The organism is Ruegeria sp. CDSC025 (assembly GCF_059610805.1).
This window is the reverse complement of record NZ_JBXWOJ010000006.1, coordinates 143,945-167,222: the sequence shown is the minus strand read 5'-3', so window position 1 is coordinate 167,222 and position 23,278 is coordinate 143,945. Positions and strand designations below refer to the sequence as shown.

Annotated in this window: 21 protein-coding genes and 1 pseudogene; 11 read left to right on the top strand and 11 right to left on the bottom strand. The window is 58.3% G+C overall.

From position 1 onward, the window contains the following. The first annotated feature begins 2 nt into the window (after positions 1–2). Both AC2FH8_RS11180 and AC2FH8_RS11175 read left to right on the top strand, forming a co-directional pair. Positions 3–884 carry a DMT family transporter gene (locus AC2FH8_RS11180; RefSeq protein ID WP_142634780.1) on the top strand — a complete coding sequence of 294 codons (882 nt, stop codon included), beginning with the start codon at positions 3–5 and terminating at the stop codon, positions 882–884. Further along, positions 881–1,744 (top strand): sugar kinase, encoded by an 864-nt coding sequence (locus AC2FH8_RS11175; protein ID WP_142634782.1) that lies wholly within the window; start codon positions 881–883, stop codon positions 1,742–1,744. The genes AC2FH8_RS11180 and AC2FH8_RS11175 overlap by 4 nt, the downstream gene beginning before the upstream one ends. On the opposite strand, the gene AC2FH8_RS11170 is transcribed toward AC2FH8_RS11175, so the two are convergent. Both AC2FH8_RS11170 and uxaC read right to left on the bottom strand, forming a co-directional pair. Further along, positions 1,731–2,927: a mannitol dehydrogenase family protein gene (locus tag AC2FH8_RS11170; RefSeq protein WP_496689782.1), complete on the bottom strand. Its 1,197-nt coding sequence runs from the start codon at positions 2,925–2,927 to the stop codon at positions 1,731–1,733. The genes AC2FH8_RS11175 and AC2FH8_RS11170 overlap by 14 nt on opposite strands. Continuing rightward, positions 2,928–4,271, bottom strand: a complete 1,344-nt coding sequence (gene uxaC, locus AC2FH8_RS11165) for a glucuronate isomerase (RefSeq protein WP_496689811.1) — start codon at positions 4,269–4,271, stop codon at positions 2,928–2,930. A gap of 123 nt (positions 4,272–4,394) precedes the next feature. Between uxaC and AC2FH8_RS11160 the strand changes: the two genes are divergently transcribed. The 7 genes from AC2FH8_RS11160 (at position 4,395) to AC2FH8_RS11130 (ending at position 11,159) form a co-directional block, all read left to right on the top strand. Next, the gene (locus AC2FH8_RS11160; RefSeq protein ID WP_496689781.1) at positions 4,395–5,411 is read left to right on the top strand and encodes a Gfo/Idh/MocA family protein; all 1,017 of its coding nucleotides are present in this window, start codon (positions 4,395–4,397) and stop codon (positions 5,409–5,411) included. After that, the gene (locus AC2FH8_RS11155; protein ID WP_271946125.1) at positions 5,408–6,409 is read left to right on the top strand and encodes a Gfo/Idh/MocA family protein; all 1,002 of its coding nucleotides are present in this window, start codon (positions 5,408–5,410) and stop codon (positions 6,407–6,409) included. The genes AC2FH8_RS11160 and AC2FH8_RS11155 overlap by 4 nt, the downstream gene beginning before the upstream one ends. After that, positions 6,406–7,458, top strand: coding sequence for a Gfo/Idh/MocA family protein (locus tag AC2FH8_RS11150; protein ID WP_496689780.1), 1,053 nt, complete (start codon positions 6,406–6,408; stop codon positions 7,456–7,458). Before AC2FH8_RS11155 ends, AC2FH8_RS11150 begins: the two co-directional genes overlap by 4 nt. Continuing rightward, the gene (gene uxuA, locus AC2FH8_RS11145; RefSeq protein WP_496689779.1) at positions 7,455–8,636 is read left to right on the top strand and encodes a mannonate dehydratase; all 1,182 of its coding nucleotides are present in this window, start codon (positions 7,455–7,457) and stop codon (positions 8,634–8,636) included. The genes AC2FH8_RS11150 and uxuA overlap by 4 nt, the downstream gene beginning before the upstream one ends. 225 nt (positions 8,637–8,861) lie before the next feature. Further along, a complete protein-coding gene (locus tag AC2FH8_RS11140; protein ID WP_496689778.1) occupies positions 8,862–9,752 on the top strand; it encodes an NAD(P)-dependent oxidoreductase in 891 nt (296 codons plus the stop codon). Positions 9,753–9,764: 12 nt separating this feature from the next. After that, a complete protein-coding gene (locus AC2FH8_RS11135) occupies positions 9,765–10,628 on the top strand; it encodes a sugar phosphate isomerase/epimerase family protein (RefSeq protein WP_496689777.1) in 864 nt (287 codons plus the stop codon). Positions 10,629–10,739: 111 nt separating this feature from the next. After that, a complete protein-coding gene (locus tag AC2FH8_RS11130; RefSeq protein ID WP_496689776.1) occupies positions 10,740–11,159 on the top strand; it encodes a secondary thiamine-phosphate synthase enzyme YjbQ in 420 nt (139 codons plus the stop codon). 30 nt (positions 11,160–11,189) lie between these two features. Here the strand turns inward: AC2FH8_RS11130 and AC2FH8_RS11125 are convergent, their stop codons facing one another. The 8 genes from AC2FH8_RS11125 to AC2FH8_RS11090 form a co-directional block, all read right to left on the bottom strand. Further along, positions 11,190–11,960, bottom strand: coding sequence for an SDR family oxidoreductase (locus AC2FH8_RS11125; protein WP_496689775.1), 771 nt, complete (start codon positions 11,958–11,960; stop codon positions 11,190–11,192). Then, a complete protein-coding gene (locus AC2FH8_RS11120; RefSeq protein ID WP_496689774.1) occupies positions 11,957–12,997 on the bottom strand; it encodes a zinc-dependent alcohol dehydrogenase in 1,041 nt (346 codons plus the stop codon). Before AC2FH8_RS11120 ends, AC2FH8_RS11125 begins: the two co-directional genes overlap by 4 nt. Then, a complete protein-coding gene (locus AC2FH8_RS11115) occupies positions 12,994–14,094 on the bottom strand; it encodes a mandelate racemase/muconate lactonizing enzyme family protein (protein WP_496689773.1) in 1,101 nt (366 codons plus the stop codon). Before AC2FH8_RS11115 ends, AC2FH8_RS11120 begins: the two co-directional genes overlap by 4 nt. Further along, positions 14,091–15,089 (bottom strand): ABC transporter permease, encoded by a 999-nt coding sequence (locus tag AC2FH8_RS11110; protein WP_142634806.1) that lies wholly within the window; start codon positions 15,087–15,089, stop codon positions 14,091–14,093. The genes AC2FH8_RS11115 and AC2FH8_RS11110 overlap by 4 nt, the downstream gene beginning before the upstream one ends. Positions 15,090–15,092: 3 nt before the next feature. Then, positions 15,093–16,070 (bottom strand): ABC transporter permease, encoded by a 978-nt coding sequence (locus AC2FH8_RS11105; RefSeq protein WP_271946110.1) that lies wholly within the window; start codon positions 16,068–16,070, stop codon positions 15,093–15,095. Beyond that, positions 16,055–17,587: a sugar ABC transporter ATP-binding protein gene (locus tag AC2FH8_RS11100; RefSeq protein WP_271946108.1), complete on the bottom strand. Its 1,533-nt coding sequence runs from the start codon at positions 17,585–17,587 to the stop codon at positions 16,055–16,057. Before AC2FH8_RS11100 ends, AC2FH8_RS11105 begins: the two co-directional genes overlap by 16 nt. A gap of 67 nt (positions 17,588–17,654) precedes the next feature. After that, positions 17,655–18,629, bottom strand: coding sequence for an ABC transporter substrate-binding protein (locus tag AC2FH8_RS11095; protein WP_271946106.1), 975 nt, complete (start codon positions 18,627–18,629; stop codon positions 17,655–17,657). Positions 18,630–18,683: 54 nt separating this feature from the next. Then, positions 18,684–20,150: an aldehyde dehydrogenase family protein gene (locus tag AC2FH8_RS11090; RefSeq protein WP_221929474.1), complete on the bottom strand. Its 1,467-nt coding sequence runs from the start codon at positions 20,148–20,150 to the stop codon at positions 18,684–18,686. Positions 20,151–20,316: 166 nt separating this feature from the next. On the opposite strand from AC2FH8_RS11090, the gene AC2FH8_RS11085 reads away from it, so the two are divergent. Both AC2FH8_RS11085 and AC2FH8_RS11080 read left to right on the top strand, forming a co-directional pair. Beyond that, entirely contained in the window at positions 20,317–21,417 is a 1,101-nt protein-coding gene (locus AC2FH8_RS11085; protein ID WP_246097150.1) for a LacI family DNA-binding transcriptional regulator, read from the top strand. A gap of 10 nt (positions 21,418–21,427) precedes the next feature. Next, positions 21,428–23,080: a GMC family oxidoreductase gene (locus tag AC2FH8_RS11080; RefSeq protein WP_496689772.1), complete on the top strand. Its 1,653-nt coding sequence runs from the start codon at positions 21,428–21,430 to the stop codon at positions 23,078–23,080. Here AC2FH8_RS11080 and AC2FH8_RS11075 read toward each other — a convergent pair. Continuing rightward, positions 23,062–23,256 (bottom strand): annotated as a pseudogene (locus tag AC2FH8_RS11075) (IS6 family transposase); the annotation flags it as partial. The gene AC2FH8_RS11080 and the pseudogene AC2FH8_RS11075 overlap by 19 nt on opposite strands. Positions 23,257–23,278 lie beyond the last annotated feature (22 nt).

Below are 23,278 nucleotides of genomic sequence, written 5' to 3'. Positions count from 1 at the left end.
CGATGGCCGTCACCGCCAGCCCCACTGCGGACCTGCCGCGCCTTGGCATCGTGCTGATGTTGACGGCGTGGCTATTCTTTTCGCTGGTGGATCTTGGGGCCAAGTGGTTGGCGTTGGCGGGCGTGCCGGCATTTCAGTTGGCATTCATGCGCTATGCGGGGCACTTTGTGATCTCTGTGGGCGTGATCGCCAAGGGCGGGATTGAGGCCAGCAGGTTCAAGACCGACCATCCATGGCAGGTCATTAGCCGGGCCTTGCTGCTGATCTCGGCGACCGTTTTCAATTTTTATGCCCTGCGGTTTTTGCCTCTGACCGTCGTGTCAGCAATCATGTTCTCAAGCCCGGTCATCGTGTGTTTTCTGTCCGTCTTCGTTTTGAAAGAACGCGTGGGTCCATGGCGTTGGGCGGCTATTACCCTGGGCTTTCTGGGGGTGTTGGTTGTCGTGCGGCCGTTTGGTTCAGCCTTTCATCCGACCATGCTGTTGATCGTCTACAATGCCACCGCTTTGGCCTTGTACTCGATCATGACGCGCAAGCTGTCCGGGGTTGTTGCCGTGGACACCATGCAATTCTACCTTGGGCTTACCGGGACGGTGGTTCTGCTGCCGTTCGCCATATGGTTTTGGGTCCAGCCAGAAAACACTTGGAGCCTGATTGTACTGATCGGCCTTGGCGTCTTTGGCTGGTGCGGGCATCAACTATTGACGAACGCGCATCGGTTCGGAACGGCGAACCAGTTGATGCCATTCACCTATTCGTTCCTGATCTACGTTGCGATTTGGGGCTATTTGTTCTTTGACACGGTACCGGGCGCATTCACTTTGGCAGGGGCTGTTCTAATCATGACTGCCGGTCTCATCATCTGGAAGAGAGAAAAGAAATGACGCGAATTGCCTGCATCGGCGAAGCAATGATCGAATTGTCCATGCTGGAAACCGGTGCAAAGGTGGGCGTCGCGGGGGATACGCTGAACACGGCCATCTACATGCACCGCGCCGCTCCTGATCTGCAGGTGGAGTATATGACATGTCTGGGCGACGACCCGTTCTCAGGGCGCATCGCCGGCTTTATCGCCAGTCATGGAATCGGGACATCCGGCATCCGCATCATTCCCAACGCTTCTCCGGGACTATACGCGATCACGACCTCTGCGGACGGTGAACGCAGCTTTACCTATTGGCGCAGCGAGGCGGCCGCCCGCCAGCTTTTTGCCGATCATGACTTCAGCTCGCTGAAAGGTTACGACGTGCTGTACTTGTCAGGGATTTCCGTGGCCATTCTTCCGCATTCGGTGAGGCTTGCGCTTCTGGACTGGCTAGAAGGCTCTTCAGTTCGGTTGGTCTATGACAGCAATTTTCGTCCGCGTCTCTGGGACAGCGTCGAACACGCCCGGCAGATCAACCAACGGCTTTGGCAGCGTGCAGATATTGCCCTACCATCCATCGACGACGAGATGGCACTGTTCGGGGAAAGCGCGGATCAAGTGGCGGCACGCTTTGCCGATCATCACGGTGTCGGTGCATTGAAACGCGGAGAGGATGGCCCTCTGCCCATTGGTCAGAACATTGACCAAACCTATGAGCCTGCCAAAAACGTGCTGGATACCACAGCGGCGGGCGACAGTTTCAACGGTGGCTACCTCGCTGCCTTGCTGACAGGAAAATCGCAGGCCAAGGCCCTGATGGCCGGACACAATCTGGCGTCCACCGTTGTTCAGTTCCGCGGCGCGATCATTCCCGGATAAGTGACGCGAGATCCTCAGCGCCAACAAGGTCCAAAAGTGGCACTACCGGATCTGGCTGTTTGACAGCCGAGGCGATTTCCAACGCGCAAGGATCGTTCAGCGTCCTGCCCTTGGCGGTCTCGGACATGCAAAAGGAGATCCAGGCCCGCATCCCTGCAATCACCGCCTGAGAGCCGGTCTCACGGAGTGTGGGAACAAAGCGATACGGCAGCTTTTGGCTGCCATCCATCGCGATTTGGTCCAGACGGTGCGCCAGCTCGAGGTTTTCAAAGCGGCGCAACAAAGCCTCGGCATAGTCCGGAACCTGTACTTGCAGTGCTGCGGGCAGCGTTGCGCCCGCATCCTTCATCAACTCGGAAACCAGCGGGCGCAAAACCGGGTCTCGAACCGCTTCGTGGACGTAGGTCAGGCCTCGCTCCAAGCCGCCATAAGCCAACAGGGAATGGGCACCGTTCAACATGCGCAGCTTTCGCATCTCGTGCGGGGCTACGTCATCGACCAGTTGCACGCCCGGCCAATCCGGGTGCGGACCGGCGAAACTGTCTTCGATAACCCACTCCGAAAACGCCTCGGTCGGAACAGCCATAGGATCGCCGCTGATTGCGCGAACGGCGTCCGTGGTAGCCGGGGTGATCCGGTCGACCATCGCGTTTGGAAAGCGAACGGCATTCCAATTCACGTCCAGGCCGGCTGCATTCGCAAAATCGGCAACTGCCATTTCGAGCGTTTTGCCGTTTTCCATGCGATTGTCACAGCTTAGCACCGTTACTGGCTTGCACCGTTCCGCAAGGCCATAAGCTAAAAAACCGATCAGCGTCACAGGCCATTGCCCTGCCAGATCGGCGGCAATCGCTGGGTCCTGAAGGTTCAGATTGCCCGCGGCGTCCAAGTGATAACCTTTCTCGGTAACGGTTGCCGAAATGATCTCGGCATCCGCCATCACATCAAAAATCTCTGCGCAATCCTTGGGCGCGACCAGAACATCCCGCAGAGCTTTGATGCGCCGGACGCCCTGCCCCTGTACGCACAAATCGTACTCGAAACCTTGTCGCGCCAATCCATCCCGAACCGAGGATGAACGCAGGCTGACGCCGACAACGCCCCATCCGCCCGCATGATCGGTGTAGTCCAGTAAATGCGCCCGGGCGAAGTTTCCAAGGCCGAAGTGAAGAATTGTACCCATCTAGCTTTGCAATCCGTAAACCTGTTTCGCCAGATCGACCGCTAACAACCGCGCCAGATGCTCGGCACTGTCCCGACCGAAATAGCCGCGCGCAACCTGCTGGGCCAGATGAATCGCCACCCCCCGTCGCCACAGGTCGTGACGTGCAGGAATGGACAGAAAAGCCCGCGTATCGTCATTGAATCCGGCCAAATTGTAATATCCGGCCGTTTCAACGACCTGATCGAAATACCGCGCAATCCCGGCTGGGCTGTCGTGGAACCACCAAGGCGGCCCTATCCTAAGGCACGGCCAATGTCCCGCCATAGGGGCCAATTCACGGGCATAGGTGCTTTCGTCCAATGTGAAGAGTATAATGCGCAGTTCCGCCGAGTTTCCAACCCTGTTCAACAGCGCCTCAAGGCCCGTGACCCAATCCATCGCGATTGGAATGTCGGCCCCCTTGTCCCGTCCGAAGTCCCGCATTACCGCGTGGTTCGTGTTGCGCTTGCTGCCAGCATGTATCTGCATGGTCAGACCATCATCGACAGACATCTGCGCCATTTCGATCAGCATATGCCCATAGAACCGGCGAGCATCTTGTTCGGTACCTTCCCGCCGTCTCAGCCGTTGGTACAGCGCATCCGGGTCTTCCAGCCACTCGATCTGCACACGTTCGATACCGTGGTCGGTGGCAGTACATCCCAGCTGGATGAAATAAGCCCGCCGCATTCGCAGCGCGTTGAGGTAGCCATCATAGCTGCCCAGATCGCAGCCTGTCAGCTCAGCCAACTTGTTCAGGTTGTGTACGAACTCCGGGTCCGCCCCATCCAAAACCCCGTCTGGGCGGAACGTCGGAACAACGCGCCCGCCCCAACCACTTGTATGAATCTCCCGATGCTCCGCGAGGCCGTCGAGAGCAGAATCCGTGGTGGCCAGAACCTCGATCCCAAACCTGTCGAACAAAGCCCTCGGACGAAATTCGGGTCGCACCAGCTTTTCTGAGATCTTATCATAAATCAGGTCAGCCGTGCGCGAAGACAACTCCTCAGACACGCCCAACGTTTCTTGCAGCACGTAGTACATCCATATCCGAGATGGCGTTCCCAGAAACAGATGCCAGTTCTCGGCAAAGGTGCGAAATACGGCGCGAGGATCCTTCTTTCGCCCCTCTTCCCCAACGCCAAGTTCGGACAAGGGAACGCCCTGCGAATAGAGCATACGAAACACGTAATGGTCGGGAACCACCAGCAGCTCGGCCGGGTTGGGAAACGGCTCATCGGCTGCAAACCACCCCGGATCGCAGTGACCATGCGGAGACACGATCGGCAGGTTCTTGATGCCCAAGTACAGGTCTTCCGCCATGCCATTCAAATTATCGGTCAATTCTTCCTCCGATACTGCTGCCCGCAATTGTTAACACAGTTTTTAATGGTTGCATCTTTCCCGTTCGAACCCGCAGACTGACCGGGTGATCCGGGGGAATGAATGAATATTGCGCTGATTGGTTTGGGGATGGTTTCGGGCACGCATGTGGCTGCCATTCGGGCATCGGACCAAGGCCTCAATCTTGCCGGCGTCCTCGGGCGCAATCCTGAAAAAGCAGCTGAGTTCGCGCAGCGAAACGACACCCGCACATTCAGCTCGGTCGAGGAAATCGCAAACGAACCAGACGTCGACTTTGCGATCATCGCAACCCCGCCTGATCAGCGCACAGAGTTGGTGCGGGTTCTTTCGACCGCTTCGAAACCGATCCTGATGGAAAAGCCCATCGAAAGAACGCTGGACGCCGCGACGGCCATTGTCGAGCAGTGCGAGGTGTCTGGTGTTCCGCTGGGCATAGTCTTTCAGCACCGCGCCCGCGCCGCTTCGCAGGCGCTGAAATCAGCCATTGAACAGGGTGAGCTGGGCGCGATCGCCACGGTGGAGATCCGTGTCCCCTGGTGGCGTGATCAGAGCTACTATGACGAGCCGGGTCGCGGCACTTACGCTCGCGACGGAGGCGGTGTCATGATCTCGCAGGCAATCCACACGCTTGACCTTGCGATGTGGCTGCTGGGGCCGATCTCGGGCATTCAAGCCATGATGAGAAAAACTCCGTTACACGATCTCGAGGCCGAGGATTGGGCAGGTGCAATCCTTGAAATGGATAACGGCGCGGTGGGAACGTTGATGGCAACTACTGCCGAATATCCTGGGGCCGCTGAATCTATCACGATCCAGGGCACGCGCGCCAAAGCGCATCTGGATTCAGGTGTCCTGACCTTGACCACTTTCGATGGACGGAAATCCACGGTTGGCGAAACGTCCGCCACAGGCGGAGGGGCCGATCCCATGGCGTTCACCCATGAATGGCACCAGACGGTTATCGAGGATTTCGCCAAGACCGTCGCCGGTGGAACGAGGCCGCTGGCCAGCGGACGCAGTGCCCTTTTGACTCACGCCGTCATAGACGCGATGCAGATCGCCAATCGAACCGGCCAGAAAACACGAGTCGCCTCATGAGCCTGACCTGCGTCGCCCTTGGTCTGGACCACCGCCATATCTATGGCATGACGGAAAACATGCGTAAAATCGGCGTGGACTGTGTCGGCTACTGGACACAAGGCGATCCAGAAACGCTACCGGGCTACGTCAAAAGGTTTCCCAATATTCCGCGGCTGGCCCGATTGGAAGACGCCCTAACCTGCGGGGCGGATCTAGCGCTGATTTCCGCAATTCCGGCAGATAGGGCCGCGTTGACGATTCGCGCTATGCAGAACGGCATGGATGTCATGAGCGACAAGCCGGGCTGCACGACGTTTGAGCAACTCGACCAGATCAAGCGAACGGTCGCGGACACCGGTCGAATCTGGTCGGTAAATTTTTCCGAACGATTTGAAACGCCGGTCAGCACCATGGCGACCGAGTTGGTCGAGGCCGGTGCCATAGGGCGCGTGATCCAAACGGTCGGACTTGGCCCGCACCGATTGAACCGGGCAACCCGGCCGGAGTGGTTTTTTAGGCGTGACCGCTATGGCGGAATTCTGACCGACATTGCCTCGCATCAGATCGATCAGTTCTTGCATTACACAGGTTCGGAAACCGCGGAAATCACAAACGCTTACGTGGCGAACTACGCAAACCCCAAGGATCCCGGGTTGCAGGATTTCGGAGAGCTCAATCTGCGCAGCGAGAATGGTACCGGGTATATCCGGGTTGACTGGTTTACGCCGGATGCCCTTCCGAACTGGGGGGATGGTCGTCTGACGATCCTAGGAACCGAAGGCTATATCGAGTTGCGAAAATATGTTGATGTGGGTGGGGCCTCAGGGACGGACCATCTGATCCTCGTGAATGGTGAAACCTGCCAAAAGATCGACGCATCTGACGACGGCCTTCCCTACTTTGCGCGCCTCGCCGATGACATCCGTAACCGGACCGAAACTGCAATGACGCAGACCCACTGCTTTAAGGTCATGGAACTGGCGCTACGTGCGCAGGAAATGGCGGAACGCAGATGATCAACGTTGCGATCCTTGGCGCTGGTATCGGTGCGCAACATCTGAGCGCACTGGAACGGCTTGACCGCGACTTCCGCGTAGCCGCCATGGTCGACCAGAATACGGACCGGATAGAACAGATTCGACAGAACTCGGATTTTCGCTCTCTGACCAATATTCAGGACGCGCTGGATGATCCGGCGATTGATGTCATCGACATCTGCCTACCGCCCCATCTGCATGTACCGACCACCCTTTCGGCACTGGCCGCAGGAAAACACGTTGTCTGCGAAAAGCCTCTTGCGACCTCGCTGCAGGATGTGGATCGGATCACCATAGCCGCACGCAGCGCGGGCAAGCAGGTGTTTCCGGTCTTTCAATACCGGTGGGGCCCGTCACTGGCCCAACTGCGCCACTTACAACGCGCAGGCCTGACCGGAGCGGTCCAAACTGCCGCGCTTGAAACCCATTGGTCCCGAGAGGCGGACTATTACGCGGTGCCGTGGCGAGGAACATGGGCCGGTGAACGCGGCGGCGCGGTTCTGGGCCATGCCATCCACAACCATGATCTGCTGACTCATATCGCGGGCGATATCGCCTGGGTGTCTGCAATGACAACGACGCGGGTCAACCCGATCGAGACGGAAGACTGCGCCGCGATCTGCTTCGGCATGACTTCCGGAGCCTTGTGCACAAGCAATATCACCCTGGGCGCCGCCACGGACGAAACCCGCCTGCGGTTCGTCTTTGAAAAGGTGACCGCCACCTCTGGCACAGAACCCTATGCCCCGGGCCAAACGCCTTGGACATTCGCCGCGCGGGATCCGGTGGATCAAGCCGCTATCGACGAGGCCCTTGCAGCAGCCGCTGCCGAACCAACAGGTTTCGAAGGGTTCTTTACCGAAGTCGGCAAGGCACTGCGGTCCGAGGCAAATTCGGCCGTTACGCTGAAGGATGGCGCTGCGTCCATCGGCCTTGTGACGGCGATTTATCACGCAGCGCGCACCGGGCAGCGCGTTGCCCTTCCCATCAGGCCCGATCACCCACTGTATGAAGGATGGCTGCCATGAAACAATGCTGGCGTTGGTTCGGACCCGAGGATCCGATCGCCCTGGCCGATCTCCATCAAGTCGGGGTTCAGGGAATCGTCACCGCGCTGCATCACATCCCACCCGGACAGCCTTGGGATGAACCGAGCATCGCCGACCGGCAGGCCGTTCTTGCCGCGGCCGGGTACAGTTGGGACGTTGTCGAAAGCCTGCCCGTATCGGAGGCTATCAAGACGCAGTCGGCAGACATGGCCGAGCATCTGCAGGCGTACAAGTCCAGCCTCAGGGCCCTGTCCGTCCGTGGCGTCAAAGTTGTTTGCTACAACTTCATGCCGATCCTGGATTGGACGCGCACCGCCCTTCGTGCCCCACAGCCGCATTGCGGAACGGCCATGCTGTTCGACCTGACCGATTTTGCTGTTTTCGACATACATATTCTCGAACGTCCGGGCGCGTCGGAAGACTATTCCAGCGTCGTCCAGCAAACGGCCAAGGATCGCTTTTCGCGCATGTCGGAGGAATCCAAGGCCCAGTTGCAGCACAATGTCACCGCGGGGCTGCCCGGCGCCAACGATCAGTGGAGCGTAGAGGACGTGCGCGGCTTGCTGCAGACATATGCCGAGATAGACCGTGACCGGCTGCGCGCAAACCTCATCGACTTCCTGTCTGAGGTCGCCCCGATAGCCCAAGAATTGGGGGTGCGCTTGTGCTGTCATCCCGATGATCCGCCCTTCTCGTTGCTCGGTCTGCCGCGGGTCATGTCCAGTACCGAGGACTACGGCGCCGTACTGGATGCGGTTGATATGCCCGCGAACGGCGCAACCTTGTGTACCGGATCGCTGGGTGTTTCCCCTGAATTCGATGGGCCGGAGTTCGTTCGCCGGCATGGCGACCGGATTCACTTTGTTCACTTGCGAAACACCCGACGCATCGCGGGGTCAGACAGCCAGAAACCCGATTTCTATGAGGCTCCGCATCTGGAGGGTGACACCGACATGATCGGAACCATTCGCGAGCTGATGAAAGAACAACGCCGCCGCAAATCTCAAGGGCGGGACGACTGGCAAATTCCGATGCGACCCGACCACGGACAAGAGCTGCTGAGCGATCTGGGCGGACACAGCACTCCCGGCTATCCGCTGATCGGACGAATGCGCGGGCTGGCAGAATTGCGCGGCATCATGGCGGCGTTTTCCTGACACGTCGGATCAGGCAGTTTCTTTCCGTCCGTAACACTTCTTTGCTTGCCTGTGCGCCGCATTCTTCGTTTACTTGCGGGACGTAAACGGGCAGCGGGGTGTCTTCCGGACTCGCCCGACGTCTGTTCAAGACGCGTGAAACTCCCGCGAAAACCGATGCCTTGGGGCATCATTTTTCGAAACGTCTGGCCAGACGGCAACGACGGAAGAACGGGAGGAGTCCAAATGAAAACCGCAGGCGTAATCGGTCTTGGCGACATGGGCAGCGGCCTTGCCAAGAACCTGATCAAGAATGGCTTTGAAACATCCGGTTTCGACCTGAGCATGACACGCATGACGGCATTTGCCGACATGGGCGGCCGGCCCAAGGACAGCGTGGGGCAAGTCGGTCGTCACGCCGCCACTGTGTTTGTCATGGTGATGAGCGGAGATCAGGCCCGCGATGTCATCTTGGGTGAAAACGGGCTGGTTCCGAACATGGCGAAAGGCGGAACGGTCATCCTGTCGGCGACCATTACCCCGGCCGAAGCCCGCGCCATCGGGCAGGATATGGAGGGCTCGGGCATCCACCTAATAGACACCCCTGTCTCGGGTGGGTTCCCCGGCGCGCAGAACGGCACATTGACGATGATGGCTGCCGGTGCTGCGGATGTGCTGGACAGAAATGCAGAAGTCATGCAGGCAGTGTCGGCAACCATTCATCGGGTCGGAGAAAACGCCGGCGACGGGCAAACCGTGAAAGCCTGCCTGCAATCTCTGATCGGATCGATCTTTTCCGCCACATTCGAGGCTGCGGCCCTGGCGGCCAAAGCCGGTGTCAGCGGTCAGGCATTACTTGATGTGTTCTCCTCATCCAGCGCGGGGTGCGGCGTCGTGAATACCGCCCTTGAAAACATCATTGATCGCAAGTTCGAGGCCACCGGTAGCCATATCGCAACCATGCACAAGGACCTGACTATCTCGCTGGCACTGGCCGGTTCGTTGGGCGTTCCAATGCACACAGCGTCATCCGCAATGCAGATCTTTCACGCAGGAAAAACCAAATACCCGAACGGCGACAACTGGGTGTGTACTCAGGTCATCGAAGAGATCGTTGGCGCAGAATTGCATCGCTGAGGGGGGACGAACATGAAACTTGGTGTGATTTGCGACGGCATTTCCCGCGAACTGCGGCATGCCGTGGACGTAATGGACGAATTCGGTCTGGACTATGCAGAGCTTCAGTTCGTTGGAGATACGGAGGTCGGGGACCATTCCCCGCAGGAAATTGCCGAGATCGACGCGCTTTTGCGCGACCGGGGCAAGCCTGTGTCATGTCTGTCACGCCATATCTTTGCGGGGATGACAGCTGCCAACAGGCCCGGCGACGACCTGCACACTCGGCACATGGACGCCTTGAAACGCGTAATCGACATGGCGCATGTTGTTGGGTCTCCGCTCGTTCGGATCATGACCCAACGAAAAGAGCAGATACTCTGGGGAAAAAACGGCGCCGAGAAATGGAACGTGGCGCATGGGGTGTGGGACTCGATGCCGCCTCTGATCGCGCCGGCGGTTGAACTGGCAAGAGCTGAGGGGGTGACGCTTGTCGTGGAAACCGGAAACGGCACGCTGGTCAATTCCAACTATACAGCCCGCAAACTGATCGACGAGTTGGATGCAAAGGATGCGTTGAAGGTACTTTGGGACCCCGGAAACAACTGCTGGTGCCATGAACTGGCATACCCGGACGGTTACGAAGAACTGCGCGGCGGCTATTTAGGTCACATTCACATCAAGGACGTAAAGGTCGACACGCCACGGGCAACGCTGGAAGTGCGCCGTATGGGGGAAGGTCAGCTCGCGCCCCTATTCCAACCCATCGCGGACGCGCTCCGATCCGATGGCTATGATGGCGTGATTTCCTTGGAAAGCGTTTATCATCCCGGCAACGAAAATTTCGAAGATGGGTTTCGTTTGTGCGTAGACAGGTTCAAAAGCCTGTTTGCATGAATGAAAGTCATAGAATGTTATAAATCAAATACTTAAGCCTCAAAGTTGAATGCCGAATGGGGTGCGGAAAGCTGGGCGCATTCGCGCAAGATCAAGGAAAGGATCTGATGGATGAAGCAAGAGTTTTTTGAGCTGTCCATTGAAACGCCCGGCAAATCCCTCGCCGACATCAGCGGGGTGGTTCAGGGTGCGGTGTCTGACCATGAACTTGGCTCGGGCCTGCTGACCCTTTGGTGCGTCCACACCGGTGCCGCGCTGTTGGTTCAGGCCAATGCCGATCCCGAGGTGGTCAAGGATATCGAGACGTTCTTCGAAGAACTGGTCCCCAAATCACCAGGCAAATATCACCATCGCCCGAGCGAAGACGACAACGCGCCATCGCATTTGCGGGCGCTGTTGACGCAAACGCAGGTGTCCATCCCGGTCGAACAGGGGCAGCTTCCGCTGGGCCGCGTACAAAGCCTGTATCTCTTCGAACATCGCGAGGCACCCAAGACACGACGATTGAAGGTGCACTACATCGGGACGTGATGCCTTAGGTCCCGTGGCGCGTTGACGGTGTTACCGCCCCATCCAGCCCCCGTCGACAACAAGGATTTCACCGTTGACGTAGTCCGACGCTGCAGAAGCCAAAAAGACTACAGGTCCGGCAAAATCACCAGGCGTACCCCAACGGCCTTGGGGTGTTCGTTCCAGAATCGACTTTGATCGGACCGGATCGTCCTGCAGGGCTTGGGTATTGTCGGTCGCGATGTAGCCGGGGGCGATTGCATTCACGTTCACACCCTGCCCGGCCCACTCATTGGCCAGGGCCTTCGTCAGCTGTCCAATCCCACCTTTCGAGGCCGCATATCCGGGAACGGTGATGCCGCCCTGAAATGTTAGCAGCGATGCAGTGAAGATGATCTTACCCTTGCCGCGCGCCAGCATGTCCTTGCCGATCTCGCGAGACAGAACGAACTGCGAGGACAGGTTCACCTCAATCACGTCGTCCCACCAGTCGTCCGGGTGTTCAGCGGCGGGTTTTCGTTTGATCGTGCCGGCATTGTTGACAAGGATATCAGGAGTTTGTCCGTCGTCCCTCAACTGATCAATGAACGCATGCAGCGCAGCGCGATCCGAGAAGTCGCATTGGTAAGCCCGGAAACTGCGTCCCATCGCTGTCACGGCTTTTTCGACATCCGCCCCGGACAGCTCAAGCGAGGCGGACACTCCGATTATATCGGCTCCAGCCGATGCCAATGCCTCGGCCATTCCGCGCCCGATACCGCGTTTGCACCCAGTCACAAGGGCCGTCTTTCCCGTCAGGTCGAAACTTTTCAAAACACTCATGAACGCGGTCCTACTTCGATCAGGCTTTTCATTGCGGTTGGGCTGCGATCCAGTGCTTCGAACGCGGCCTGGATGTCTGCCAAAGGGCTGACGTCAGTAATCACAACATCCGCGTCCACTCCGCCCGAGGCGACAACTGCAATGGCTTTCTCGTAATCCTCTGGCTCATAGACCCGAGCACCGATCAGTTGCAGCTCTCGCCAGAAGAATTGGAACAGGTCTATCTGGGGCTTTTGTGCATGGATCGCGACCATCACGATCCGGGCCCGAGTCGCGGCAACGGCGGTCATCGCATCAACTCCGGGCTGCGTTCCCGACACCTCGAAAACCACATCTGCGCCTTTGTCGCCCGTGCGCGCGTTGATTGTGGACACCAGGTCGGTTTCGATTGGGTTTATCGTGTCAAAGCCAAGTTTTTCAGCAATCGCAAGACGGTTCGGATTCACTTCAGAAATCACGACATTTCCACCCCCATCCCGCGCAACCATGGCAACCAGGATGCCGATCGGGCCGCCGCCGATGACGACAACGTCTTCGCCAGGTTGCAGGTCAGACAGCCGCACATCGTGGCAGGCAACGGCGATCGGCTCGATCAGCGCCGCGTGATCCATGCGCAAGTCATCCGGCAAAATGTGCAACGTATGGGCCGGAACGGTCCAGATCTCTTGCATGGCGCCATCGGTGTCGAGGCCGAGAAATTTGAGGTTCTGACAAATATGCTGATGCCCCCGTTTGCAAGCTGGGCATTCTCCGCAGTGATCAAGCGGTCGGACAACAACCTTCTGGCCGGGTTCGACCGTGTCGACGCCCTCGCCCACCGCTTCGACGACACCTGACATCTCATGCCCAATCACCCGGTTCAGGCCGACGCGGGCATCCATGTTGCCGTGGTAGACGTGCATATCCGTCCCGCAAATCCCGCAATAGGCAACGCGAATGGCGGCCTCGCCGGGGCCCGGTGCCGTCGCCTGAGCCTGTTCCACGGCAAAGCTCTTGTTGCCCCTGTAATACGCCGCAGAGATCGTCTGGGTCGTCATGTATGCATCTCCCTGTGTTCCGCATTCAGTTTGTCCCAGTCGAATTCCACTCCGGTCCCCGGCGTATCCGGGGCCACGGCCAGGCAGTCTTCCACGACCAGCGGACGGGTCGTGTACTGGTCTATCGGGAATGAGTGTACTTCCAGCCAACCCGCATTGGGCTGCGCAGAAACAAGGCTGACGTGCAGCTCCTGCATGCCATGGCTACAAACCGGAATGCCGTGCTGGGCGCTCAGCGCGGCCACGCGCAACCAGCCGGTAATCCCGCCACAGTTTGAGGCATCGGGCTGGATGAAACTCAGCTTCGCGTCATCAAAGGCGTACTCGAATTCGTGAATCGTGTGCAGGTTTTCACCCATAGCAAGGGGCACGCCCGTGGCTTCGGCAATTCGGCCATAGCCTTTGTAATCGTCTGGAATTGTCGGTTCCTCGAACCACAGGGTATCGCAGTCGGCGAACCCTCGGGCTGCCACGATGGCCTGCTCGACGCTCATTGAGTAATTCGCGTCGACCATGAAGAACCGGTCCGGCCCCAACATTTCGCGCACCGCCCGGGCCCGCGCCAGATCATCGGCCAGATCCGGTTGACCGACCTTGATCTTGACCGCGTTGAACCCACGCGCAAGGTAGCCTTCGGTCTGCAACAGCAGTTTCTCCAACGAGAAATTCAGGTCGATCCCGCCGGCGTAGGCCTTGCACCGTTTGGACGCTCCACCAGCCATTTGCCATAGTGGTGCATTCTGCGTTCGGCCGCGAATGTCCCAAAGGGCAATATCCACGGCCGAAATGGCGAACGAGGCGATCCCACCCCGTGCCACATAGTGCACATGCCATTGTATGGCATCGTACAGGCTTTCGATCTGTTCGGCGCCTTGTCCAACCAGGAACGGCGCTAGATCATGCTGGATCATCGCCAAGATGGCATGACCGCCCTTGCCGCCCGTATAGGTATACCCAACCCCCTCAACCCCATCCGACGTTTGAATGGTAACGGTGATCAATTGAAAGAACGTGTGATCGCCATGTTTGGCATCGACCAGGACTTCGGCGAGCGGGACGTTGAACAGCCGCGCTGAAACACTTTCTATGCGATTCACGAACCCAAGACCTTCTGCTGCCTGGCAATAACCCGAGACTGTAAGAGGATGACCACAAAAAGAAAGCCTCCACGTATGACCATCTGCCAATAGGCGCTGAAACTGATGGTCCCCTGACCGTTTTCAAAGTTCAGAACGTTGAACACCAGACCCAGCAAAAGCGCTCCGGCCACGGTCGCAGGGATCGAACCCATCCCACCTGTCAACAAGGTGCCGCCCACAACAACGGACGCGATGGCCGACAATTCCCATCCGATGCCCTCAAGGGGTTGTCCGGCTCCAAAACCCGAGGCCAGAAAGACGCCAGCCAGCCCTGCGCAGCCGCCCGAAAGCAGGTAGACGAAAGCCTTGGCGCGATTCACCTTCAGACCCATGAGGTTCGAGGCATCCTCGCTGCCACCGATCGCCAAGACGGTCCGCCCGATGGTTGTTCTTTCCAGCACCAGCCACAGTACCAGCGTCAGTCCGGCCACTATGACTATTGCCCATGGAAACAGACCAAACGCCTGCCCCATGCCAAGCTTGGTGAAGTTCGACCCCCAATCAACCGAAATTGTCTGGGCGCCCGAAATCACCAGTGCGCCGCCTTTTGCGGCCAGCATGGTGGCCAGCGTGGCGATGAAGGGCGGAATCCGAAGGATGATGATGCAAAAGGCGTTGATCGCTCCGAAGCCCACCCCGGCAAGCACGGCCCCCGGCAGCGCAACCTGAATCCCGTATGGGCTGAGATAGGCCGCAACAACCGACGTAAAGGCCGCAACGGATCCAACCGACAGATCAATCCCGCCGGTCATGATCACAAAACACATACCCAGCGCAATCGCGATGAACATCGCGTTGTAGTTCAGGAAAGACGAGAAATTGTAGGCGCTGCCAAAGTTGTCATAGCGCATCAGCCCAAACAGGATCAAAGCCAGCAGTGCGATCCACACCGTCACCGAAGCCGAATTGCGCCGAAGGTACTTTCGCAGGTCAAAAGCCGTTTCATCCAACATCGATCAAGCCCTCCGGAACTGCTGGACCCAGACGGCCAGGATAATAATGACCGCTTTGGCGATCAGTGCAACTTCGTCCTCTACCCCGTTGGCCAGCAATGTATATTTGACCAATTGGATGATGACGGCTCCCAGTATGGCACCAAAGATCGGCGCCCGTCCGCCTTGTAAAAGAGCCCCGCCAACGACAGCGGCCGCGATGGCGTCAAGCTCCATCAGATTGCCGTTGCGCGCGGCGTCCGAGGCCGAGTTGATCGCAACCACGATCAGACCAGCCAAGCCCGCAAGCACCGCGCAGATGACATAGGCCCCGATCTTGACCCGCCGGACGGGACCACCGGCCAGATAGGCCGCGCGTTCATTGCCGCCGATCGCCAGCAGGTAGCGGCCCCAAGTGGTTCTGGTGATCACCCAGAACAGCACACAGGCAATGGCCAGCGCCAGCCAACCCTGGAACGGCAAGCCAAGCACCTTGCCGGTTCCAAGATAACTGAATGAAGGGTTTGAAAATGTCTGCAGGTTGCCATTCGTTAAAACCTGGGCAATACCGCGACCCGAGATGAAAAGAATGAGCGTCGCAATAATGGGCTGCACGTTCAACACGGCAACCATCACGCCGTTGAATACCCCGCATAAACCCGCGACGAACAGTGGCAGGACAATGGCCAAAATGACGCCAAGCATCGGATTGGCGGCGCCCAGATCCGACAGAAAGATCAGCGGGGCCAACGCCCCCGCCAGAGCCATGACAGCGCCAACCGACAGATCAATTCCACCCGTGGCGATGACCAGCGTCATACCCATGGCCACGATGGCGATCGTGGCAACCTGGCTGATATTCACGAACAGGGTCTGCATCTGCAGGAAATTGGGGGTGAAAAACGCGTTGAACACCAGCAGGGCGACCAACGCGGCGATGCCGCCATGAAAGCGGAAGGGCATCGATGCGACCCGTTGCGGCAACTTCATTGCTCGGTCCATGAACCAGTTCCTCCTTCATGATGCGCAAGCGCGCGCACCAGTATGTTCTCGGTAATCCCGGGGTTGGTCAGTTCCTTGACCGAGCGCCCCTCGTGCATGACCACGATGCGGTCGGCGCCTTCCACCAGCTCTTCGAATTCCGAACTGATAAGAACGACGCCGAACCCCTTTTCGACATACGACCGAATGAACGATTGGATCTCTCGCTTGGCGCCGACATCCACGCCTCGGGTCGGCTCGTCGAGTATCAGGATGTCGGGCTGCGTCGCCAGCCAACGGGCAAGCAGCACCTTTTGCTGGTTGCCGCCAGACAGCTCACGAATGGGTTGGTCCATATGCGCCGCCTTGATGCCCAGATCGTCGATGAAGGCTTGAACGATCTCTCGCTCGCGGGCAAAATCGATCTGACCACGGCTGGCCAGTTTCGGCAGTAGGGCCAGCGTCATATTCTCGCGCACGGACATGTCTGGAATGATCCCTTCGGCCTTGCGATCTTCGGTCAGAAAGCCGACGCCGTTTGCGATTGCGTCACCCGGTCCGGATGGTTGTCCAACCGCGCCGTGCAACTCGATCGCACCGCTGCGGGCTCCGTCCACGCCGAACAAAGCGCGCGCCGCCTCAGTCCGGCCAGAGCCCAGCAACCCGCCCAACCCAACGATTTCCCCGCGGTGGAGTGTAAGGTCGAAATGCGTCAATCGCGGGCCTGTCGAAACAGAGTCGGCCCGCAAAACGATATCTCCTTTCTTAGCCTTCGCACCTGCAAAGTCCGTGAGTCCGTCTGCCGCGATCTCATCTTTGTTGCGGCCCAGCATGTCCGCGATCATTTCTAATTTGGTCGTGTCTTGGACGGTGCGCGTGCTGACGGTACGCCCGTCTCGCATCGTTGTGACCCGATCGCAGATTTGGAACAGCTCATCGAGGAAATGCGAGACATACAGAACAGACACGCCCTGTTTCTTCAACTCGCGCACCACACCGAACAAAACCTCGACCTCGCTGGCATCCAGCGATGACGTGGGTTCGTCCATGATGACAAGTTTCGCGTCAAGAGAAACAGCCCTCGCAATCGCAACCAACTGCTGGATCGCAGTCGAGAAATTTCCTAGCGGCTCAGTCACGTCAATTTCTATACCAAAGCGCGCAAGAACCTCGCGTGCGCGCCTGTTGCCCTCGCGCCAGTCGACCAAACCGAGACGTTTGGGCTCGTACCCCATGATAATGTTCTCGGTCACTGACCGCAGCGGAACCAGGTTGAGCTCCTGATAGATCGTGGCAATTCCGGATTCCTGCGCTTCGCGCGGGGTGGAAATGCGGCTAGGCCCACGCGCCAAATGGACGTCGCCGGCATCCCGATCGTAAACTCCGGTCAGAACCTTGATCATCGTCGATTTGCCGGCACCGTTCTGACCGATCAGCGCATGAACCTCGCCAAGTGCGATCTCCAGACTGGCCTGGCTCAGTGCCGGTACGCCGGCAAAGGACTTTTCAATTCCTGACATCGAGACGAGCGCATTCATAAGATGTCTTCCTCCGATTGCTTGCAGGCGGCACCGACCACAGGCCAGCACCACCCACCAGGGAGAATCAATAAGCTTCGTCGATGTGATCAGCCGCATTGTCTTTGGTAAAGATGCGATCTTCGACTTTCACCCATTCCGGGATCGTCTCGCCAGCCGCGTATTTCTTCATGATTTCACAAGCCAGAGGACCGAAGAAGGGCGAGCTTTCCACCGTGACCCCCATCTTGCCATCGATGATGGCCTGAAGAGCATCGCGTGTCCCGTCGATCGAAACGATGGTCACATCCTCGCCAGGCTTGCGGCCGGCCAGTTCCAGAGCCTGGATCGCGCCGATCGCCATTTCGTCATTGTGGGCGTAGACCACGTTCACATTGGGGTGCGCCTGCAGCAGGGTTTCCATCACCTGACGACCCAGGTCGCGCGCAAAGTCACCGGTCTGAGAAGCCACGATCTCAAAGCGGTCGTCCGCTGCGATCGCGTCGTCGAAACCCTTTTTACGGTCATTTGCAGGTGAAGAACCAGTTGTGCCTTCCAACTGGACGATGACGCCCTTGTCGCCGTCGAAATTTTCCATCAGCCATTGCGCGGCGCGGTTGCCCTGATCAATGAAGTCCGATCCCAGGAATGCTACGAAATGCTCGCCTGGCTTGGCGACGGCCGGATCAACCGAGCGGTCCACGAGAAAAGTCGGAATGCCGGCGGCGCGTGCTTTCATAACCGCCGGAATCAGTGGCTTTTCTTCCCTTGGAGGCAGAAACAGAACGTCGATGCCTTGTGCGATCATGCTGTCCACATCCGCAACCTGCTTGGCCGCAGATCCAGCTGCATCCGTCGCGATAAGGTCCCAGCCGCAGGCCTCGGCCGTGTCATGGAACGATTTGGTCTCGGCAATGCGCCACGGATTGTTCGACTCCATCTGCGCAAAGCCAACTTTGTAGCGCTCCTTCTGCTCAAGCTGTGGCAGATCCTGCGCAATCGCAGTCGTGCCCAACAGCGCACCCGCGACAACCGTCGAGATCAAAAGAGTTCTGCGTTTCATGGTTATTCCTCCTCCATTGGTGCGGTCGCCAACGTTTTGACCGCGAGTTTTAGGTCATGCCCAATTCATGTAAGTCGTCTGTTTCCTCAGATAGCCATCGAAGCCATATGCGCCGTCTTCACCCCCAACCCCGGACATACCCCAACCGGTATGAAATCCCTGCACGGCCTCGCCATTGGAGCGGTTCAGATACAGTTCGCCGAACTTCAAACGGCTCGGGGCCTCCATCAATCGCCGGTGCGATGCCGTAAAGAGATAGGCAGACAGCCCGAATGATGTGTCATTCGCTACGTCTATCGCCTGATCAAAATCATCTACTCGCATGGCTGTTGCCACGGGGCCAAAGACCTCCTCTTGCATCGCGGCATTGCTGTTGTCTGAGACCTCAAGAACCGTCGGGGACATCCAGTGCCCCTTATGGTGCGCCCCGTCCGTCAGGGGCCCACCTGCAAGATGAACCGTGGCGCCTTCGGCGATGCTGCGCTGGATGATCTCGGCGACCTTGGTCACTTCGGCCTTGCTGACTTTGGGACCCAAATCGCAGTCGTCCATCGGTTCCCCGATCGACAAAGCGCGGACCGCGGACACGAATTTTTCCAAGAACTGATCCGCAATGCCGCGATGCAGATACATACGCTCGTTGCAGGTGCAAATCTGGCCGCAATTGGCAAACCGGGCGGCAATGGCGGCCGAAACGGCGGCGTCAATATCCGCATCCTCCATCACGATGAACGGAGCCTTACCGCCAAGCTCGAGCCGGACAACCTTGATCCGGTTGGCCGCGGCGCGAAAAATCTCTTTCCCGGCGCGTGTGCTGCCGGTCATCGTGATCAGTGACGTATCGGGGTGTTCGACCAACCGCTGCCCTACCACCGGCCCCTTGCCTGTCAGAACATTAAGAACACCGGGCGGAAACCCGACCTTGTTGGCAAGCTCGGCGACCGCAAGACCGGATAGCGGCGTGATTTCGTGCCCCAACAGAACTACGGTGTTGCCCGCGACTAGCGCGGGTCCGACCTTCCTGGCGGCCAATGCCAACGGATAGTTCCAGGCCGTCAACGCAACAACAACGCCATAAGGATGACGCCGGATCTGGATTTCCTCGGACTCGTTGTCCGACGCAACTATGTCACCCGAAATCCTCCGGGCCTCTTCAGCCGCATGGCAAAGAAAGGTGACGGCAGCATCCACTTCACCTCGGGCTTGCGAGATCGGCTTGCCCTGCTCGGCGGTGATCAGAGCAGCCAAACGACCGGCGTCGATCCGGACGGCCTCAGCGAGCCTCAGGACCAGTCGAGCCCGCTCGATCGCCGGGCGCGAGGACCACGAGCCAAAAGCCCGATGGGCCGCTTCGACCGCCGCATCCGCGTGAGCGGCGGCGCCATCTGGAACTAGCGCAACGATCTCTTCATTCGCAGGGTTTTCGACAACAACCGTGTCCGCGTCAAGGTCGACAAAGCGGCCATCGATGAACATCGAATGCCGAACGACTTGACCCAACTCCCCCACTACAGACCGCAATTTCGCCTCCCGCGCTTGCTCGGTCAAACCACAATGGCGACCGCACCACCGATCAAAACACTAATATTATTATTTAGTCAACACTAATATTAATTACTATCCGCTAATATTAGTTGCACGTCCTCCGCATAATCGGTAAAAAGGATACGAACAAAAAGGTTGAGCGATGAACGATCAAGCGAACAAGGCCGGACAACACAGGGGTGTAGGACGAGTCGCGGGCCGACAGCGCATAACGATGCACGACATTGCACGCGTCGCTGGATGCTCACAAACGACAGTATCGCTGGTTCTGAACAAGAACGATTCCGTCAAAATCTCCGAGGACACAAAGCAACGAGTCCTGGATGCCGCCAATACGCTTGGATACGCCATGCCCTCTCAACTCAGGAAACCCCAAGACAGCGCGCGCCGACCCTCGGCACTAGACGACACCATCGCTTTTGTCGTGGACGATCTGGCGTCGAGCCCCGAAATGGTAAACGCGTTTAGCGGCGTGAAACAGGCCGTTCGGGACACCGGAAATCTTGTATTGCTGGCAGAAACCCAAAACGACCCAGAGGTCGAACCCAGAACGCTTAAGTATTTCCTCGACCAACAGGTTGCGGGCATCGTTTACGCAACTGTTTTCACCCGGCGGGTGGTCGTTCCGGAAATCCTCACGCAGGCCGCAACCCCGGTTCTGCTGCTAAACTGCTTTTGCGACGACCTCTCGTTTCCTGCGGTGATCCCCGGCGAAGTCGCTGCTGGACATACGGCGACCAACGCCCTGATCAAGGCCGGGCACAAACGAATCGCCACTATCACCGGCGAGCCGTTCATGGAATGCGCCGCGGGACGAACGACCGGGTATAGAAACGCCTTGGCTTCCGCCGACATTCCATTCGACGAGGACTTGGTTGTCGAAGGCAATTGGTTGCCCAGCGCCGGATATGCCGCCACGCGCGAATTGATGGACCTGCCCTCTCCGCCAACCGCCATTTTCTGTCAGAATGACCGCATGGCAATCGGTTGCTATGAGGCACTCAAGGAACTTGGCCTGTCCATCCCCGAGGACATCTCGGTCATCGGATTTGACGATGACGAAACCGCGCGACACCTTTCGCCGCCACTGACCTCGATGATTCTTCCCACCCGGGCGATGGGACGCTGGGTCGTCGAACAGCTATTCCACGGGCCGACGGATGGTCAGAGGCACCCACTCGTGAAGCTTGAATGCGAACTGGTCGAGCGCGACTCGATCAGAGAACCCAAACGCCGGACCTGAAGGCGACATCATGACGGAAACCTTCGATCACATCGTCATCGGCGGCGGCTCAGCCGGTGCCGCAGCCGCCGCCCGACTGGTCAACCAGGGCAAGTGCAGGGTTCTGGTGCTGGAGGCCGGGCATTCGCACCACCATCCATTGCTGGACATGCCGCCGGGTATTTTCAAGATGATCAACGGGTCCAAGTTCATGACCTACCACCAGACCGAACCGCAGGACCACCTGGACGGACGCGTGCATGAGATTCCGCAGGCCAACGTACTGGGCGGCGGGTCGTCAGTGAATGCGCAGGTCTATATGCGCGGCCGCCCTTCTGACTATGACGCGTGGAACGACCTGCTACGACAGACCAACGACGGGGTCAGCTGGGGATGGGATGATGTGCTGCCCTATTTCCGCAGGATTGAAGACAACAACAGGCTTCATAATTACCTGCATGGCAGCGATGGTCCGGTGCAGGTCTCTGATCCGGGGTATATCGACGACATGTCCCGTTGGTTCGTTCAGTCGGTGCAGGCCCTTGGTGAACCATTCAACACGGACTTCAACGGCGCAACACAGCGCGGTGTCGGGTTCTATCAGTTCACCAATCGCGCTGGAAAGCGCAGCTCGTCAGCCTATGCTTTCCTCGCCCCTCTCGAGACGAACCCGGACTTGACCATACGGCTTGGCGCCACGGTCAGAAAAGTCATCATCGAAAGCGACAAGGCCGTCGGGGTGCAGTATCGCGACAAAGGCGGGTTCCACACCGTCCGGTGTGATGGTGAGGTTATCCTTGCGGCGGGCGCTCTGGTCACGCCGAAAATCCTCATGCTTTCGGGTATCGGACCGGATGCACATCTTGCCGAACACGGTATTCCTGTGGTCTGCCCACTGCCTGGGGTCGGTCAGAACCTGATCGACCACCCCGAAGTTCCCATCACCGCCTTTGCCAACGGTCCATACGGATATTTTAAACAAGGTGATGGCTGGCGGATGCTTCGCAACGGCATACAGTTCAAACTTTTCGGCAGCGGCCCAGTGACTTCGGCCGGGGTCGAAGCTGGTGCCTTCGTCAATCCGTCGGTTCCTGATGGAGAACCGACCATTCAAGCCTTTTGCGTGCCCATCGTCTATCTGGATCGCGACGCGCTGGACGAGGTGCAGGATGACTTTGGCGTGACCGTTACGACCGTCGTGGTCAAACCGAAATCACGCGGAGAGGTTCGGCTTCGCTCGGCCGATCCTCAAGCTATGCCGGTGGTTTCGCCCAACCTTCTGAAGCATGAGGACGACATGCAAGAGATGATCCGGGGGCAGCGGTTCTTTCGTCGGGCATTCACGTCGGGCCCGCTTGCACAAAGGATCCGCGAAATCGTCATTCCGATAGCGGACGACGACCAGACGCTGCGAGCACATTGCAAGAGATTCGTAAAAACCAACTATCACCCGGCGGGCACTGCCAAAATGGGCCGGGACGGCGACGGAATGGCAGTGCTGGACGCCAGAATGCGCGTTCGCGGGATCGAGAGCTTACGGGTGTGCGACATGTCCGCAGTGCCCGACATCAACGCCGGCAACACAAACGCACCTGCCATGATGCTTGGCGAACGATGCGCCGACCTTATCCTTGGCATCGGATCAGTACGCGAGGGACGCAATTCTTATCCGGAACAAAGTTGACGCCACTCGCTAAGAGCGGCGGCGCGGGTCAGCTTGAAGGTGTCTCGGCTGGTGAGCGATCTTTCTTGGTTGAAGTGGTTTTAGACGGAAGAATGAACGGCAGCGAATTTCTGTAAACTTCGCATGCGCCTGAACCGTTGCGTCGCGCGTTCGCGTCGTCGAAACGGAAGAGCGGAAATCGAATATACAGCATCACAG